The following is a 17,720-nucleotide window of genomic DNA, read 5'->3' as shown; positions in this document are numbered from 1 at the left end:
TGACGGCGCGTGTGATCAATATCGGCTAAAGCGCGTTGAAGAACCGGCTCAGCCGCTCCATCGCCTCGGTCACCCTTGCCTCGGATTCCGAACCGAAACAGACCCGCAAATGGCCTTCGCCCGCCGGACCGTAAAAGCTTCCCGCCTCTACCACGACATGCGCTTCCTTTAGGATTGACATGGCGATATCCTGCGAGCTGCGCCCGGTGCCGCTGATGTCGGGAAAGGCATAGATCGTCGCTTCAGGCGCGGCACAGGTGACCCCGGGCATCTGGTTCAGCGCCTGGACGACAATGTCGCGCTTGCGCCGGTCGGCCTCGACCATCGCCAGCATCGCATCCTGCGGACCTTCGACCGCGGCACGCGCGCCTTCCTGGATGAACACGTTGACATGGGTCACGTCGGTCATCGCTATGGTCAGGATCGCGGGCATCAACTTGGCATCGGCGGTGACATAGCCGATCCGCCAGCCATCCATCGAATAAGCCTTGGTGAAGGCAAAGCAGGTGATCGTGCGTTCGCGCATTCCCGGCAGGCTGGCGATGCTGATATGCTGCGCCTGGTCATAGGTGATGTATTCATACACCTCGTCGGACAGCACCAGCAGGTCGTGCTCGATCGCAAGATCGGCGATGTTCTGCAGTTCCTCGCGGGTATAAACCCGGCCCGTAGGGTTGGCCGGATTGATCAGCACGATCATCCGGGTGCGATCGGTGATCTTCTCGGCGATCTTCTCTTTCGAGATCGCAAAGTTGTTGGCCTTGTCGAGCCCGGCGATCACTACCTTGCCACCGGCGAGCTCGGTCTTGCCGATGTGCTGCGGATAATAGGGATCGAGCAGGATCACCTCGTCACCCGGATCGATCGCCGCCATGAACGCGGCGAACGAAGCGTGGGTCAGCCCGTTGGTGACCAGAACCTCATCGACTCCATAATCGAGCTTGTTGAAATCGCGCAGTTTTTTGACCAGCGCCTGGCGAAAGGACAAGGTGCCGCGGAAGTCGCCATAATGCACGATCCCGGCATCGAGCGCGTCCTTGGTCGCCTGCTTGATATGGGCAGGCGTATCGGCATGGGGCCGCCCGAACTCGAGATGGATCAGGTCCACGCCTTGCGCATCGAGCTTCGAGGCCTCGTCGTACATCCCGAAGCTCTTCTTCGATCCCGACATCAGGCGCTGTGCTGGCCACTTCATAAGATTCCCTCCGATGATTCTTCTACACGTGAATAATTGCGTGATATACGATATTTCAAGCTTAAATTTTTAAGCTTGAAGCAAATAGGAGCGCGGCGTAGGTTTTGATGAATCGAGTCTCAGGCGATGGAGAATGAAGCGGTGAAGATCGGATGCGTCGGCGGTGGGCCAGCAGGCCTCTATTTCGCGATATCGATGAAGCTGCATAACCCCGAGCATGTCATCGATGTGTACGAGCGCAATCGTCCCGATGATACCTTTGGCTGGGGCGTGGTGTTTTCGGACCAGACCGTCGACAATCTGATGGCAAACGATCCCGTCAGCGGCGCCACTATCCGTGACGAGTTCACGCATTGGGACGACATCGACGTTCATATCCACGGCGAATGCATCCGTTCGAGCGGGCACGGATTTATCGGTATCGGGCGCAAGCGGCTGCTGGCCATCCTGCAGCAACGCGCGATTGATCTGGGGATCGGGCTCCACTTCGAGCATGAGGCGAGCACCGATCCTGCCGACTGGGCCGAGTTCGACCTCGTCATCGCCGCCGATGGCGCCAACAGCCGCATCCGCACCGCGCATGTCGACAAGTTCGATGTCGATATTCAGGTCAAGAAGAACAAATTCTTCTGGTTCGGCACCACCAAGCAGTTCGACGCGTTTACCTTCGCTTTCGAGCAGACCGAGGCGGGTTGGGTCTGGGCGCATGCCTATCGTTTCGACGATACGCTTTCGACCTTCATCGTCGAGATGGCACCCGAAACCTGGGCAGGCCTGGGCCTCGACAACATGGACCAGCCCGAGGCGATCGCCTTGTGCGAAAAGCTTTTCGCCAAATATCTCGACGGCAACACGCTGATGTCCAACGCCACCCACTTACGCGGACCCCAGGCGTGGCTCAATTTCCGCCGGATCATCACCGGCCAGTGGTCGTACGACAAGTTCATCCTCCTGGGCGATGCGGCGCACACTGCGCATTTCTCGATCGGGTCGGGCACCAAGCTCGCGCTCGAGGATGCGATCAAGCTGGCCGAGGTGCTTAACCGCCCCGGGCTGTCGCGTGCCGATGCGCTGGCGGAATATCAGGCCGAGCGCAGCATCGAGGTGCTCAAGCTGCAGAACAGCGCGCGCAACTCGACCGAATGGTTCGAGACGCTCGACCGCTACCTGCCGTTCGCACCGATCCAGTTCGCTTATTCGCTGCTCACCCGCTCGCAGCGCGTCAGCCACGAGAACCTGCGGCTGCGCGACAAGGGCTGGCTCGAGGGCGTCGAGCGCTGGTTCCAGTCGCAGGCCCCGGGCGGGCGCGACACCGGCGCACCCCCGATGTTCGCGCCGTTCAAGCTGCGCGAGATGACGCTGGCCAACCGCATCGTGGTCTCGCCGATGGCGATGTACAGCGCAACCGATGGCACACCGGGCGACTTCCACTTCGTCCATTACGGCACCCGCGCGCAGGGCGGCGCAGGGCTGGTCTATACCGAGATGACCTGCGTTTCGCCCGACGGCCGGATCACGCCGGGATGCCCCGGAATGTACGCGCCCGAGCATGTCGCCGCGTGGCAACGGATCACCGGCTTCGTCCACCAGAACAGCAAGGCGAAGATGTGCCTGCAGCTGGGCCATTCGGGCGCCAAGGGTTCGACCAAATTGGGCTGGGAGGGGATGGATGAGCCGCTCGACAGCGGCAACTGGCCATTGATCGCGGCATCCGACGTCCCCTGGAGCGCCGGAAACCAGACCCCGCGCCCGATGACCCGCGCCGATATGGACATGGTCCGCGACCAGTTCGTTGCGGCGACGCAGATGGCGATCGACGCCGGGTTCGACATGGTCGAGATGCACGCCGCGCACGGCTATCTGCTCTCGAGCTTCATCACCCCGATGCAGAACCGCCGCATCGACGAATACGGAGGCGCGCTTGAGAACCGGCTGCGCTTCCCGCTCGAAGTCTTCACCGCGATGCGCGCCGCATGGCCCTCGCACAAACCAATGTCGGTGCGCATTTCGGCGACCGACTGGATGGGCGAACAGGGCGTGACCCCGGAAGAGGCCGTGCTGATCGCCCAGGCCTTCCACGAGGCGGGCGCAGACCTCATCGACGTTTCGGCGGGCCAGACCTGGGCCGACTGCCAGCCGGTCTATGGCCGCATGTTCCAGACCCCGTTCGCCGATCAGGTCCGCAACGAGGCGCGGGTCTCGACCATGGCAGTGGGCAACATCTACGAGACCGATCATGTCAATTCGATCCTCGCTGCCGGTCGAGCAGATCTTGTCGCATTGGGCCGTCCGCACATGATCGACCCGATGTGGACGTTGCGCGCGGCGGCGCAGCATGAGTATCGCCACGTCGCGGTTCCGCCAGCCTATCTCAGCGGCATGGGCCAGCTGGCGCGCAACATGCAGCGCGCAGCCGAGCAGGAAGCGGCGTTGAGGGGCTGATATGCGACTCGAGGGACTTCACGCGGTCGTCACGGGTGGCGGATCGGGAATCGGCGCGGCCATCGCGCAGGCGCTGGCAAACGAAGGCGCCAGGCTGACCCTGGTCGGGCGGCGGCGCGATGCGCTCGAGGCGACCGCGGCCGGACTGGCGGGCGCGGTCGTCGCGCAGGCCGATGTCACCGATCGCGCTGCGGTCGATCGTGCATTTGCGTGGGCGCGCGACACGCACGGCCCGATCAGCATCCTCGTCAACAACGCCGGCATCGCACCCAGCGCGCCCTTCGCCAAGGTGACTGCAGACGCCTGGCGCGAGACGATGGCGGTCAATCTCGACGCGTTGTTCCACTGTTGCCAGGCGGCGCTGCCCGATCTGCTCGAAGCGCCGGCGGGCCGGATCGTCACGGTGGCCTCGACCGCCGGGGTCAAAGGCTATGGATACACCGCGCCTTATGTCGCCTCCAAGCACGGCGCGATCGGTCTGATGCGCGCGCTCGCAACCGAATTCGCGACCACGGGGCTCACTGCCAACGCGGTGTGCCCGGGCTTTACCGATACCGATATCGTCGGCGATGCCATCGCCAACATCCAGGCCAAGACCGGACGCAGCGCCGAGGACGCGCGCGCGCAACTCACCCGGTTCAATCCGCAGAAACGGTTGATCGAGCCTTCCGAGGTCGCCGAGGCGGTGCTGTGGCTGTGCCTGCCGGCCAGCCGCTCGGTGACAGGACAGGCGGTCATGGTCGCAGGTGGAGAAGTGATGTGACAGGTGCGACCGCAATCCGCGAAAAGCATGACGGCGAAATGGTCGATCGCAGCAACGTGCGGCTGTGGCTTCGGCTGCTGACCTGCACCACGGTGATCGAAAAGCGGCTCAAGCGCCGCTTTGCCGATCAATATGGCATCACCCTGCCACGCTTCGATGTGATGGCCGCGCTCGATCGCAACCCTGCCGGGATGACGATGGGGCAGCTGTCGCAAGAGCTGCTGGTCTCGAACGGCAACGTCACCGGGGTCGTCCAGACGCTGGCGCGCGACAATTACATCAGCATCGCCCCCTCGCCCACCGATGGCCGCGCCTCGATCGTGCGGCTGACCCAGCTGGGCCGCGAATGCTTTGCCGGGATAGCCGAAGCCCATCACGAATGGATCGACATGATGCTCGACGGCCTCACCCGCGACCAGCGCACCGCGCTGTATGATCTGCTCGGCGCGCTCAAGGTCTCGCTGGCCGAAGACAAAGGAAAGGAACAGCCATGAATCCGCAGGACTTTTCACCAGAACATTTCAGCTGGCATTTCGAGGATGGCGTCGGAACGGTCACGCTCAATCGCCCCGACCGCAAGAACCCGCTGACCTTTGAAAGCTATGCCGAGCTGCGCGATACGTTCCGTGCGCTCGTCTATGCGCCTGCGGTCAAGGCGATCGTCGTCACCGGCGCGGGCGGCAATTTCTCCTCTGGCGGCGATGTGCACGAAATCATCGGCCCGCTGACCAAGATGGCGATGCCCGAACTGCTGGCATTCACCCGCATGACCGGCGATCTGGTCAAGGCGATGCGCGGCTGCCCGCAGCCGATCATTGCTGCGATCGACGGCATATGCGTCGGCGCAGGCGCGATCATGGCGATGGCATCGGACATGCGGCTGGCGACTCCTGCCACCAAGACCGCGTTCCTGTTCACCCGGGTCGGGCTGGCCGGCTGCGACATGGGCGCCTGCGCCATCCTGCCGCGGATCATCGGCCAGGGCCGCGCATCGGACCTGCTCTATACCGGCCGGATGATGAGCGCCGAGGAAGGCGAGCGCTGGGGCTTCCACAACCGCCTGTTCGCATCCGAAGACCTGCTCGAAGAGGCCATGGGATTGGCTCGCTCGATTGCAGCGGGCCCCACTTTCGCGCACGGCATCACCAAGACCCAGCTGGGAATCGAATGGGCGGTGTCGGTCGAGACCGCAATCGAGATGGAAGCGCAGGCGCAGGCAATCTGCATGGCGACGAACGACTTCCGCCGCGCGTTCGAGGCGTTTGCCGAAAAGCGCACTCCAGAGTTCAAAGGTGATTGATGGCAGACCGCAGCTTTCTTGACTGGCCGTTCCTTGATGATGGTCACCGCACCCTCGGCGCAGAGCTCGACGCCTGGTGCGCCGCGAACCTTAGCGACGATCATCCACACGACATCGACGCCGCCTGCCGTGATCTGGTCGCGGCATTGGGCGCGGCTGGCTGGCTGCGCTATTGTGTACCGGCAGCCTATGGCGGTGTGCACGAACAGCTCGACATCCGTTCGCTGGCGCTGATCCGCGAGACGCTGGCGCGCTATTCGGGCCTCGCTGATTTCGCCTTCGCGATGCAGGGCCTGGGGTCGGGGACGATCAGCCTGCTGGGTACCGAAGAGCAGAAGCGTGCCTATCTGCCCGAGGTCGCTGCTGGCCGGAAGATCGCAGCGTTCGCACTGACCGAGCCTGACTCGGGCTCGGACGTTGCATCGATGGAGACCACCGCCGAACGCACCGCAAGCGGCTATATCGTCAACGGCGCGAAGACCTATATCTCCAACGGAGGCATTGCGGACTATTACGTGCTGTTCGCACGCACCGGCGAGGCACCTGGCGCCAAGGGCGTATCGGCGTTTATCGTCGATGCCGACACCCCGGGGCTGGCGGTGACCGAACGGATCGAGGTCATCGCGCCGCACCCGCTCGCCACGCTGACCTTCACCGAGATGGCGCTGCCCGAGACCGCGCTGCTGGGCGAATCGGGGCGCGGCTTTGCTGCTGCCATGGCGACGCTCGATATCTTCCGTACCACCGTGGGCGCGGCTGCGCTGGGCTTTGCCCGCCGCGCGCTCGACGAGGCCACCGCGCGCGCCAAGGTGCGCAAGCTCGGCAGCGGAACGCTCGCCGACAATGCGATCACCCAGGCAAAGCTCGCCGAGATGGTGCTCGATGTCGATACATCGGCGCTGCTGATCTATCGCGCTGGCTGGCTGCGTGACGTGATGGGCCAGCGCAACACCCGCGAGGCCGCGCTCGCCAAGCTCCACGCGACCGACAGCGCGCAGCAGGTGATCGACAAGGCGGTGCAGATTTTCGGCGGCATGGGGGTCACCGTCGGTGCGCCGGTCGAGGCACTGTATCGCGAGGTTCGCGCGCTGCGGATCTATGAGGGTGCATCCGAAGTACAGAAGGTCGTCATCGCGCGCCAGCATCTCGCCAAAAGCGCCAACTGATGTTCCGCACCAGCCTGCCTTTGCGCTTTGCGCACTGCGACCCTGCGGGCATTGCGTACTACCCGCGCTATTTCGAGCTGTGCGATGCCGCGATCGAGGACTGGACCGCTGCGGTGCTGGGGGTGACCAGGCGCGAGATGCACTTCGGCCAAGGCCTCGGCCTGCCGACGGTCACATTGAGCGCGGACTTCGCGATCCCCAGCCGGCTCGGCGATGTGCTCGATTTTGCGGTTGTCGTCACCCGGGTCGGGCGCAGCTCGGTCGATCTGACGGTCGATATCGATTGCGGCGCCGAGCGGCGGTTTTCCGTCCGTTACACCCAGGTGCTCACCGTCCTCGCAGAAGGCAAATCGCACCCCTGGCCCCCTGAATTGCACGAACGATTGATCAAGGAACTCGCATGACTGCTCATCAAACCCTGTTGCCACCTGGCTGGCCGAGGCCGCGTGGCTATGCCAACGGCGTGGCTGCCACCGGACGGCTGGTGTTCACTGCAGGCGTCGTCGCCTTCGATGCCGAGGAGCGGATCGTCGGAGCCGATCTTGGCAGCCAGTTCCGCCAGGTGCTCATCAACACGCTCGCAGTGCTCGCCGAAGCTGGCGCAGGGCCCGAACATATCGTGCGGATGACCTGGTACGTCACCAACCGTGACGAATACATCGCCAGCCTGCCCGAAATCGGTGCGGCCTACCGCGAACTTGTCGGCAAGCATTACCCGGCGATGGCCGTGGTCCAGGTCGCCGCACTGGTCGAAGCCGACGCCAAGATCGAGATCGAAAGCACCGCCGTGGTTCCGGCCTGACGCGGGATTCGCCAGCGTCGCGCGACCGCGGGACGCTGGCGACCGGTTATTTGACCAGCAGGATCCGGCTGTTGACGGGATAGGACCATTCCAGCCCCCGCTCGGTCACGATGCCATTGTCTTCGAGCGGGATCTTGATCTTGCGTGTCCCCCATTCGGGCACCTGCGTATACAGGAACAGCTCGATCGACAGGAAATTGCTCGGGCGCAGCGTATAGGTCATCCGCAACGGATTGAAGTCGGCCATAGACGGCCCCGATCCATGCCCCAGATCGCCCACCGAGTGGCTGCCGATGACGACATCGGACACCTTCCCATCGGCGCTCGGATCATCATACCGGCCCAGCACGAGACCGGGCGTCTGCGCCACCTGCCGGTTGACCGCCGCCAGCGCCTCACCTGCAGTAATGCCTGGCTTGATCACATCGAGGATCATCTGCCTGATCGCAACTGCCTTTTCGAAGGCGCGCTGCACGCCCGGCGGCGGCGCGTTTTCACCGGCCTTGAGGACATAGGCCATCCGCTTCATGTCGGTAAAAGCGGTGAGGAAATTGACCCCCCAGTCCATCGTGATCAGGTCACCCGGCTGGATCACATGATCCCCCGATACCGGCCCGCGCGGGCCCGGACCCAATATATAGATACTGGGAATACCAAAGCTGTTGCCCAGTCCTTCCTTGTGCAACTGCTCCATCATCCACCACGCGACATCGCCGGTAGTGGTCTGGCCCGGGGTTATGACCTCGCTCGACAGCGCGCGTTCGGTAATCGTTCGCGAATATTCCCCGGCGCGGGTAAAGGCTGCGATCTCGGTGGCAGTGTGCCGCGAGCGGAAATCGGACACCAATTTTTCGGCAGAGACCAGCCGCGCTGACAGGTCAGCGCCCAGATCCGCGCGCAGCTTCTCGTGCAGCGAGTGGCTCAGACCATCGGCGGTTCCGATCTCGCTAGCGACATTGATACCGATCCGCTTGGGGTTGCGGGCTTCTACGAAAGCACGCAGTTCGGCAGGCGAGGCCTTCAGATCGTACAGCGGGCATTGATCGAACGCCGCACCGCCGACGCCCATCGTGCCACGCTCGATGCGACCGGCACCGCGATCGGTGAAGACATAGTATCCGATATCGCCGACATAGCCGCCACCCAGAAGCACGGCGTTGGGATCGTCGTGTCCCTCCCGAGAGGCGACGATCCACATATCGATGCCGTTCTCGCGCATCGCTTCAGGCAGGATCAGATCGAGCTTGTCCTTGCGGATCTGGCACAATTGCTCCCAACGCTGGCGCGCTTCGTGCGGGTTCGCAGACGCCGGGACTGCGAACGCGACCGCAAGTGCCATCGGAGCCAGAGCGAGCGCTCTCGAACCAAACCGTTTCCACTGCATGCCGGCACTCTCCCCTTGCAACTGCACGCCCGACCGGATTGGGCGGACCACAAAACACCTTTTCCAATGTATCCATCTTCACGCGATTATTGTCAATTTTGATATACGTGACATACCGCCACGAAACCCGCGCCGCGTCTCTGGCAATGGGACGCCACCGTTTTGCCCATCGGCGTGGTCATGGCTGGCCTGACAATCGGCGGTGCTTGACGGATGGTGCATGCGCTATATCTCTCGAACAGGGCGATCAACGCTGCATTCATTTCGGTGGAAACTGGAACTAAACAAAGTGCAAATACATATGTATTCGGCTAATTCGCCCTCCAACCCCGGTCTGCAATGGCGGAACCGCTTGATCACTCGAGGCTTTTGAGAAACACATGACCGGAAAGTCGAAATCAGAATCGACACAGCAAAAGGGGGAGAAAGTGGAAAATCGCGGTGACTATGACCCGAGCAGTCCAACATTCCGCCTGGAAAACTCGCCATTTTATCTGATGGCGCATGCCGATTTCAAATATCACGAAGACATGGACAAAGTGCTGCACAAGCACGGTGTTTCCAAGCCGATCTATCGTGTGATGACCGTACTGCGCGAGCACCAGCCTGCAAGTATTGGCGCGATCGCCGAGGCGGCGCTGACCAAGCGCTCGACGATCAGCCGGATCATCGACCGGATGGTCGAGCAGGGTCTGGTGTCGACAGAGTCCAACCCCGAGGACAACCGCATCACCGAGGTTACACTGACCCCTGCCGGACAGCAGACGCTGCGCAAGCTCACCCCTATCGTCGGACGGCAGTTTTCACGCGCAATGGTCGGCATCAGCAACCGCGATATCGCGCATCTGCTGCGCACATTGAAGATGATCAGCGACAACCTGGGCAAGCTGCCGATCGAATGACCCGGCGCTCAGCGCTGCGGGGTTTCGACCACCAGCCTGCCGTCGGCAATCACGTAGCGGACATCGCGCAGGTTCTCGAGCGAATCAAGCGGGTTTGCGCCCAGGATCAGGATATCGGCGATCTTGCCCGGCTCTAGCGTGCCGAGCTTGTCGCCCATCTTCATGATATCCGCGCCCACCCGTGTGGCCGATGCCAGCACATCGGCGTTGGTCATCCCGGCCTCGCTCAGATACGCCAACTCGCGGAAATAGGCGTCGGGGTAGCGGACCTCGTTCTCGAACGGAATGTCGGTGCCGACGCCGATCGGCACCCCGGCGCGATACGCCTGCGCCACCCGGCCCAGATGCTCCTTCTGATCAATCACGAAGCGCCGCGAATGGGTGTGGTAAAAGCCACCGGTTGGAATACCCGCAGTCGGATATCCGCCCGTCAGCAGATTGTCGAACGCGCCGATCGTCGGCACGAATGCGGTCCCGTGCTTCTTCATCAACGGCACCGCCTGGTCGGTCATCGCCAGCGGGTGCTCGAGCGTATCGACCCCCGCCTCGATCGCCCAGTCGGTGTACTGGCCAAAGCTGTCGATTGCGACTGGAACGCCCAGCGAATGCGCCTCGTCGATCGCTGCTGCGATTTCCTCGCGGTCGGCAGGCGCCCCCAGCTTGATCCAGTCGGCAAGCCCGCGCACCTGCTGGCGGACCGCAGTGCGCCATTCCCACGGACCGTTGAACCCCTTGCTCGGGCCGCCCATCGCGGGCTTCTGGCGGCCGGTAGCGGTCGAAGTCACCTCGTCGCCGTGCCCGCCGGTGGTGGCGATGATCCGCCCGCTCCACAGCACGCGTGGCCCCGGGATGATCTGGCGGTCGACCGCCTCCTTGATCCGCAGCGCGACATCATCAACCGTGCCGACATCGCGCGCCGCCGTGACCCCGGCGCCAATCAGCTGCTGCGCCAGCGCAACCCCGCGGATCGCGGCACCTGCCGGGCTGTCAGAATACTGGCCGAAATCATGGCAGCGCTGCTGAGTGAAGTGGACGTGGAGATCGATCAGCCCCGGCATGATATACATCCCGGTAGCATCGACCACCCGCGCCGGATTTGCCGGAACAGCAATCGTGCCTGCCCGGCCGGCGGCGACGATCCGGTCACCCTGCGTCACCACCACCGCATTGGCGATCGGCGCACCGCCACGCCCATCGATCAACATACCGCCGGTAATCACCACCACCGGGTGCTGGCTGCGATCGACCGGTGGGATCGGCAGTCGCCGCGCATCATCGGTGGTTTCAGGAATGCTGGACGGTTGGGCAATCGCGACCCCCGGCACCACGATCGCACCCAGAAAGAGCGCCAGAACAAAGGCACGCATGCGGGTCGCTCCCGAAGGATCATTGCTGTGTATCCGCGCCATGTCGATCTCCACAAAATGTGACTTTACATATGATTTAAAGCGCGATTCGCTTGACGATACAAGACGAATTTGCTTCGATGGGCTGCGCTGGCCGTCCGGGCGGGCGATGGCGGCAGCGGGAGCGCGATGTGGAGCGGTCACGACCACAACCAGGCGTCGGTGGTTCGCTGAACCGGACGATGGAACTCGCGCGGTCGGGTCGGCTGAATGACGCGCAGGGCCTGCTGGCACAGATACTCGCTGCCGACCCACAGCAGCCCGATGCACTCCAGCTGCTGGGAATGGTGGCCCGCCAACGGGGTGACCAGAGGGAGGCTGCCACGCTGTTCCGCCGCTCGCTCGTGGTGCAACCGGCCCAGCCGCATGTGCACAACAATCTTGGCAACTGCCTGACCGCACTGGGCGATAACGCCGCCGCGGTAAACGCCTACCGCGAGGCGCTCGCGCTCAAGCCTGATTATACCGACGCGCGGATCAATCTGGCACTGGCGCAGATCGCCCTGGACCAGCCCGAACAAGCCCGCGCCACGCTGCAGCCTGTGCTGCGCGGCCAACCCAATCTGGCGCGCGGATGGGCGGTGCTGGCTCAGACGTTCAGCGCACGGCACGATCACGAGCAGGCAATCGCTGCCTATCGCACCGCGCTCAGGTTGCAGCCAGGCCATGCCGGGTGGTCGCACAATCTGGCGGTTGCATTGCGGATGGCGGGACACGCGGCAGAGGCGCTACCGTTGCTGCAGACCTGCGCAGCCCAAGCACCGGCCGATGCGCGGATACACTATAATCTGGGACACTGCCTGCAAGATCTGGCGCGTATCGAGGACGCGGCAACAGCCTACCGCCGCGCGATCGAAATCACCCCCTCCGACGCTGCTCTCCATGAATCGCTCAGCCGCCTGCTGTGGCAGCAGGGCGATTCCGAGGGGCACCTGGCCAGCTATCGACAAGCGCTTGGGCATGCTCCGGATGACCCTGCCCTGCTGGCTGGCCTGGCCAACCGGCTGACGCTGTGCGGACGCCCCGACGAGGCCGCCGCGCTGCTTGCGGGTCCTGCGGCGCGCGGGATCGGCGGAGCCGATCTGCAATACCGGCGCGGCCAGGCCTGCTGGTCAGCAGGCCTGGTGGATCAGGCTATGGCCGCCTATGACACTGCGCTGACGATCGATCCGCGCCATCCGCCGGTCTTGCGCGAATCCGCGCGCTGCCTGATCATCTCCGACAGGCTCTCCCATGCAGCCGAACGGCTTGAGCAGCGTCTCGCCGACGATCCGTCGGATCAGCAGGCGCTGGCGCTGCAGGGACTGGTGTGGCGGCTGTCCGCAAGCCCGATGGCGCGCTGGCTGATCGATCCCAAGTTGATCGGCACTGCGCTGCTTGCACCCGAAACCGGAGATGTGGCTACGTTCCATCGCGATCTCGACGCTGCGTTGGCCGCGCTCCACAACGGGCGACAGCACCCGCTCGAACAAACATTGCGAGGTGGCACGCAAACAACCGATGATCTGCTCACCCGCGATGTGCCGCAGATAAAAGCGGTGCGAGCGATGATCGAAAAGGCTGTAGGCGATTATATCGCTGCGCTGCCCGATGACCCGGGCCATCCCTTCCTTGCGCGCAAATCACCCAGGTTCGCATTTTCCGGATCGTGGTCGGTGCGGCTCGCCAGCGGGGGGCATCACACCAATCACATCCATCCCGAAGGCTGGATCAGCGCGGTCTTTTATGTCGCGGTGCCCGATGCGGTTGCCGACGGACAGAGCGGCTGGCTAAAGTTCGGCGAAACCGGGCTTCATCTGGGCGCGCGTGAGCAGATTCTTCACACCGTCCGTCCGGAACCCGGGCTGCTGGTTCTGTTTCCCTCCTATTTCTACCACGGAACCATACCTTTCGCTGACGATGGCCATCGCACCACCATCGCCTTCGACATCGTTCCGGGGGAGCATTCAGCTCGACAATAATTACTTGCATATGCAAGTTTAATGAGTCACATTTCACCAGGATAAGGGGACCAGCATGACACAAGCCATTCTTCAGCAGCTCGCCACCGCCGTCGCTTCGGGCACCATCCGCACCGTCGATCTGACCCAGACGCTGTCCCCCGACACCCCGACATTGGTGCTTCCCCCCGAGTTCGGTCAGTGCGCCGGGTTCAGCCAGGAAGAGATCTCGCGCTATGACGAGCGTGGTGTCGCCTGGTACTGGAACAACTTCACCGTCAGCGAGCACACCGGCACGCATTTCGATGCTCCGGTGCACTGGATTTCGGGCAAGGACCTTGCCAACAATGCGGTCGATACCGTGCCGCCCGCCGATTTCATCGCGCCTGCCGTGGTGATCGACATATCGCAGCAGTCCGCCGCCGATCCCGATTACCTGCTCACCGTTGCCGACATCGAAGCCTGGGAGGCCGAGCATGGCCGCATCCCGCCGCGCAGCTGGATCATGCTGCGCACCGACTGGTCCAAGCGCGATGTCGATGCCTATACCAATCGCCGCGAGGATGGCGCGCATACGCCGGGGCCCTCGTCCGAGGCGGTCCGGTTCCTTGTCGATGAGCGCGATGCGCATGGTCTGGGGGTTGAGACGATCGGCACCGATGCCGGCCAGGCGCACCTGCTCGAGCCCGCCTACCCTGCGCACACCTTGTTCCACGCTGCCGGCCGCTATGGCCTGCAGTGCCTCGAGAACCTCGACCAGTTGCCCGCCACGGGAAGCGTGATTTTCTCTGCGCCGCTCAAGATCAAGGGCGGATCAGGCAGCCCGTTGCGCGTCCTCGCGCTCGTGGCCGAGTAAGCGCAGATGGCCGAGCGGTCCTTCAAGGCGGAAGTCGAGCGGCTCAAGGCCGGCGAGGGCGAGGTCTTCGAAGGCGAAGGCATATTGGCGGTGACCAAGGCGCTGCTGCAATCAGGCGTTGCCTATGTCGGCGGCTATCAGGGCTCGCCGATCAGCCACCTGATGGATGTGTTCGCCGACGCCAGCGAGTTGATGGCCGGGCTCGGCGTGCATTTCGAAAGCTCGGCGAGTGAGGCGACCGCAGCGGCCATGCTGGCGGCTTCGGTCAACTATCCGCTGCGCGGCGCGGTCGCGTGGAAATCAGTGGTCGGGACCAATGTTGCCTCGGATGCGCTCTCCAACGTCGCCTCGGGCGGGGTCACCGGCGGCGCGCTGATCATCGTCGGCGAGGACTATGGCGAGGGTTCCTCGATCATGCAGGAACGCACCCATGCGTTTGCGATGAAATCGCAGATGTGGCTGATCGATCCACGCCCCAGCCTGCCGCTGCTGGTCGATATGGTCGAGCATGGCTTTGCGCTGTCCGAAGCATCGAACACCCCGGTGATGCTCGAGCTTCGCGTCCGCGCATGTCACATGACCGGAAGCTTTATCGCACGCGACAACCGCAGGCCACCGCTCACGGTCGCCGAGGCCGCGCAGTCGCCCCACCGCGACACCAGCCGCATCGTGCTGCCACCCGCAAACTTTCAGCACGAGGTCGAGAAGATCGAGAAGCGCTGGCCGGCGGGGATCAAGTACGTTCAGGACCACAAGCTCAACGAGCATTTCGGAACCACCCACGATGACATCGGGATCATCGTTCAGGGCGGGCTGTTCAATTCGCTCAATCGCGCACTTGAACTGATCGGCCTGTCGGATGCGTATGGCAACGCGGCGCTGCCGGTCTATGTACTCAACGTCGCCTATCCCTTGATCCCCGACGAGGTTCAGGCGTTCTGCGCAGGCAAGAGCGCGGTGCTGATCGTCGAGGAAGGCCAGCCCGAATTCATCGAGCACGAGCTCAACACGCTGGTCCGCCGCGCCGATCTCAACACCCGGATCGCGGGCAAGGACATGCTGCCGCGCTCGGGCGAATATACCGCTGACGTTATCAGGCAGGGTGTCGCCAAGTTCTTGCGCGCGCACGCGCCTTCGCGCGCACCTGAAGAACTACCCGCCCCGGCGCCCGCCCTGCCCGCCTCCGCGGTGCCGCAGCGCCCCGCAGGCTTCTGCACCGGCTGCCCCGAACGCCCGATCTTCTCTGCGATGAAGCTGGTGCAGAAGGAAATCGGCGAGCTCCATGTCTCGGCCGATATCGGCTGCCACCTGTTTTCGATCCTGCCGCCCTTCCACATCGGCAACACCACGATGGGCTATGGTCTGGGCACCGCGGGCGCGTCGGCGTTCAAGCCCGAGGGCAAGCGCGCGGTGGCGATCATGGGCGATGGCGGGTTCTGGCACAACGGTCTGACATCGGGGATCGGCAATGCGGTGTTCAACCAGGACGACAATTTGACGATCATCGTCGACAATGGCTATTCCGCCGCGACCGGCGGCCAGGACATCCTCTCGTCCAAGGCGACGACACCCCAGCGCAGCACCAACAACCCGATCGAAAAAGCCGCTCGCGGCGTCGGCATCACCTGGGCGAAGACCCGGACGCGAACCTATGACGTCGCAGGCATGCGCGATGCGATCCACGATGCGCTGACCTCGCCCGAAAAGGGCCCCAAGGTGCTGGTCGCGCAGTCCGAATGCCAGCTCAACCGCCAGCGCCGTATCAAGCCGCAGATCGCCAAGGCGATCAAGTCCGGCCAGCGTGTGGTGCGCGAACGCTTCGGGGTCGATCCCGACACCTGCACCGGCGATCACAGCTGCATTCGCCTCTCGGGCTGCCCATCGCTGACGATCCGCGCCAACCCCGATCCGCTGCGGCAGGACCCGGTGGCGCATGTCGAAAACAGCTGCGTCGGCTGCGGCGTGTGCGGCGAGGTCAGCCATGCAGCGGTGCTGTGCCCGTCATTCTACAAGGCGCAGATTATCTCGAATCCCAACCGTGCCGACCGCATCCGCCAGCGCCTGCGTGGCTGGGTGATCGGTGCCCTGCAGCGCCGAGCCGCGCGCAAACTCGCCGCGAGGGCCTTTTGATGAGCACGTCCGGACGTATCTCGATCGCGGTTCTGGGCCTTGGCGGCCAGGGTGGCGGCGTGCTCGCCGACTGGATCGTACAGCTGGGCGCCAACAACGGCTTCGTCACGCAGGGAACCTCGGTTCCCGGTGTTGCCCAGCGCACGGGCGCGACGGTCTATTATGTCGAGATGATCCCCAAAACCGGCACCGCGCAGCCACTGCTCGCGCTGATGCCGGTTCCCGGCGATGTCGACATTGTCGTCGCATCCGAACTGATGGAAGCGGGCCGCGCGATCCTGCGCGGGTTCGTGACCGACAAGACGGTGCTGATCGGATCAACCCACCGCGTCTATGCGATCGACGAAAAGTCGGCGATGGGCGATGGCCGCGCCAGCGGCGAGAGGATCATCACGGCGGCAAAGGAGCGCGCGCGACGCTTCATCGGTTTCGACATGGATGCGGCTGCCGATCGCGCGGGCAGCGTGATCAGTTCGGTGATGTTCGGTGCGCTTGCCGCCAGTGGTGCGCTCCCCTTCCCCCGGGCGGCGTTCGAGGCTGCGATCGTTGCCGGCGGCAAGGCGATTGAACCGAATTTGCGCGGCTTTGCTGCAGGTTTCGATGCAGCATCGCGTGCATCGGAAACACCGCGCCAGGCGAGGGTCGACCGCGCCGCGACCACCGCTGCGGGCCTTGCGCTGCAGGTGCGCGTTGACGTCAAACTACCGCGCGCAGCGCATTCTTTCGCCATTGAGGGTGTTAGGCGGCTGATGGATTATCAGGATGCCGACTATGCAGACCTCTATCTCACCAGGCTGGAAAGCCTGTCCGGCAGCGCGGATCTTGTCACGGAGGCAGCCCGTCATCTTGCCCTGTGGATGTCTTACGAAGACACGATCCGCGTTGCCGACCTCAAGGTACGCGAGACCCGGTTTGCGCGGGTTCGCGAAGAGGTGAAGGCCGGGGATGACCAGATCGTCCAGCTCATCGAATATATGCATCCCCGGTTGGAAGAGGTCTGCGAGACCCTGCCCGCCACAATCGGCCGCCGCATTCTGGCAAGCGACCGGCTCTCGGGCCTGCTCGGCCGGTTCTTCACAAAGGGACGGCATGTCGAGACCACCAGCCTGCGCTGGTATTTGACGCTCTCGCTGCTGGCGGCGGGGCGGCGCTGGCGGCGCAGCACCTTGCGCTACCAGACCGAACAGGCGCGGATCCAAGCCTGGCTTGACATGGTCCGGACCGCCGAACCCGATGTCGCGCTCGAACTGGTCAAATGCCAGCGGCTGATCAAGGGCTATGGCGACACCTTCGAACGCGGGCTGGACAACTTCAACCGGATCGTCGCGCGCTACCGTGCTGGCGGGCTCACCGCTGCAGCGATTGCCGGGTTGCGCGAGGCAGCCTTGGCCGACGAAAATGGCGAGGCTCTCGAGGTTGCGCTCGCCGGCTGAC

15 protein-coding genes are annotated in these 17,720 nt (G+C 63.7%); 12 read left to right on the top strand and 3 right to left on the bottom strand.

The window, feature by feature from the left end; all coding sequences use genetic code 11:
• Nucleotides 1-25: 25 nt before the first annotated feature.
• The gene (locus IEW00_RS07580; RefSeq protein ID WP_188513749.1) at nt 26-1,195 is read right to left on the bottom strand and encodes a pyridoxal phosphate-dependent aminotransferase; all 1,170 of its coding nucleotides are present in this window, start codon (nt 1,193-1,195) and stop codon (nt 26-28) included.
• 141 nt (nt 1,196-1,336) lie between these two features.
• Here IEW00_RS07580 and IEW00_RS07575 point away from each other — a divergent pair, with 141 nt between their 5' ends.
• Genes IEW00_RS07575 through IEW00_RS07545 form a run of 7 tightly spaced genes read left to right on the top strand, consistent with a single transcriptional unit; the run spans nt 1,337 to nt 7,668 of the window.
• The gene (locus IEW00_RS07575) at nt 1,337-3,637 is read left to right on the top strand and encodes a bifunctional salicylyl-CoA 5-hydroxylase/oxidoreductase (protein WP_188513748.1); all 2,301 of its coding nucleotides are present in this window, start codon (nt 1,337-1,339) and stop codon (nt 3,635-3,637) included.
• A gap of 1 nt (nt 3,638) precedes the next feature.
• The gene (locus IEW00_RS07570; protein ID WP_188513747.1) at nt 3,639-4,400 is read left to right on the top strand and encodes an SDR family NAD(P)-dependent oxidoreductase; all 762 of its coding nucleotides are present in this window, start codon (nt 3,639-3,641) and stop codon (nt 4,398-4,400) included.
• Nucleotides 4,397-4,894: a MarR family winged helix-turn-helix transcriptional regulator gene (locus IEW00_RS07565; protein WP_229736874.1), complete on the top strand. Its 498-nt coding sequence runs from the start codon at nt 4,397-4,399 to the stop codon at nt 4,892-4,894. The genes IEW00_RS07570 and IEW00_RS07565 overlap by 4 nt, the downstream gene beginning before the upstream one ends.
• On the top strand, nt 4,891-5,700 hold the full coding sequence (locus tag IEW00_RS07560) for an enoyl-CoA hydratase family protein (protein ID WP_188513746.1): 810 nt from the start codon (nt 4,891-4,893) through the stop codon (nt 5,698-5,700). Before IEW00_RS07565 ends, IEW00_RS07560 begins: the two co-directional genes overlap by 4 nt.
• Nucleotides 5,700-6,866, top strand: a complete 1,167-nt coding sequence (locus IEW00_RS07555; RefSeq protein ID WP_188513745.1) for an acyl-CoA dehydrogenase family protein — start codon at nt 5,700-5,702, stop codon at nt 6,864-6,866. The genes IEW00_RS07560 and IEW00_RS07555 overlap by 1 nt, the downstream gene beginning before the upstream one ends.
• Entirely contained in the window at nt 6,866-7,270 is a 405-nt protein-coding gene (locus IEW00_RS07550; protein WP_188513744.1) for an acyl-CoA thioesterase, read from the top strand. The genes IEW00_RS07555 and IEW00_RS07550 overlap by 1 nt, the downstream gene beginning before the upstream one ends.
• Nucleotides 7,267-7,668: a RidA family protein gene (locus tag IEW00_RS07545; RefSeq protein WP_188513743.1), complete on the top strand. Its 402-nt coding sequence runs from the start codon at nt 7,267-7,269 to the stop codon at nt 7,666-7,668. The genes IEW00_RS07550 and IEW00_RS07545 overlap by 4 nt, the downstream gene beginning before the upstream one ends.
• Before the next feature lie 46 nt (nt 7,669-7,714).
• Here IEW00_RS07545 and IEW00_RS07540 read toward each other — a convergent pair whose 3' ends face one another.
• On the bottom strand, nt 7,715-9,052 hold the full coding sequence (locus IEW00_RS07540; protein ID WP_188513742.1) for a M24 family metallopeptidase: 1,338 nt from the start codon (nt 9,050-9,052) through the stop codon (nt 7,715-7,717).
• A gap of 497 nt (nt 9,053-9,549) precedes the next feature.
• Here IEW00_RS07540 and IEW00_RS07535 point away from each other — a divergent pair, with 497 nt between their 5' ends.
• Nucleotides 9,550-9,954 carry a MarR family winged helix-turn-helix transcriptional regulator gene (locus tag IEW00_RS07535; RefSeq protein ID WP_229736873.1) on the top strand — a complete coding sequence of 135 codons (405 nt, stop codon included), beginning with the start codon at nt 9,550-9,552 and terminating at the stop codon, nt 9,952-9,954.
• Between the two features lie 8 nt (nt 9,955-9,962).
• On the opposite strand, the gene IEW00_RS07530 is transcribed toward IEW00_RS07535, so the two are convergent.
• The gene (locus tag IEW00_RS07530) at nt 9,963-11,321 is read right to left on the bottom strand and encodes an amidohydrolase family protein (protein ID WP_188513740.1); all 1,359 of its coding nucleotides are present in this window, start codon (nt 11,319-11,321) and stop codon (nt 9,963-9,965) included.
• A gap of 221 nt (nt 11,322-11,542) precedes the next feature.
• Between IEW00_RS07530 and IEW00_RS07525 the strand changes: the two genes are divergently transcribed.
• Genes IEW00_RS07525 through IEW00_RS07510 form a run of 4 tightly spaced genes read left to right on the top strand, consistent with a single transcriptional unit; the run spans nt 11,543 to nt 17,719 of the window.
• On the top strand, nt 11,543-13,321 hold the full coding sequence (locus tag IEW00_RS07525) for a tetratricopeptide repeat protein (RefSeq protein WP_229736872.1): 1,779 nt from the start codon (nt 11,543-11,545) through the stop codon (nt 13,319-13,321).
• Between the two features lie 55 nt (nt 13,322-13,376).
• Nucleotides 13,377-14,156, top strand: coding sequence for a cyclase family protein (locus tag IEW00_RS07520; RefSeq protein WP_188513738.1), 780 nt, complete (start codon nt 13,377-13,379; stop codon nt 14,154-14,156).
• Nucleotides 14,157-14,162: 6 nt separating this feature from the next.
• Nucleotides 14,163-16,286, top strand: coding sequence for a ferredoxin family protein (locus IEW00_RS07515; RefSeq protein ID WP_188513737.1), 2,124 nt, complete (start codon nt 14,163-14,165; stop codon nt 16,284-16,286).
• Nucleotides 16,286-17,719, top strand: coding sequence for an indolepyruvate oxidoreductase subunit beta family protein (locus tag IEW00_RS07510; RefSeq protein WP_188513736.1), 1,434 nt, complete (start codon nt 16,286-16,288; stop codon nt 17,717-17,719). The genes IEW00_RS07515 and IEW00_RS07510 overlap by 1 nt, the downstream gene beginning before the upstream one ends.
• Nucleotide 17,720 lies beyond the last annotated feature (1 nt).

It is taken from the genome of Blastomonas aquatica (assembly GCF_014639875.1).
Lineage (GTDB): Bacteria > Pseudomonadota > Alphaproteobacteria > Sphingomonadales > Sphingomonadaceae > Blastomonas > Blastomonas aquatica.
This window is presented reverse-complemented; position numbering and strand designations above follow the sequence as displayed.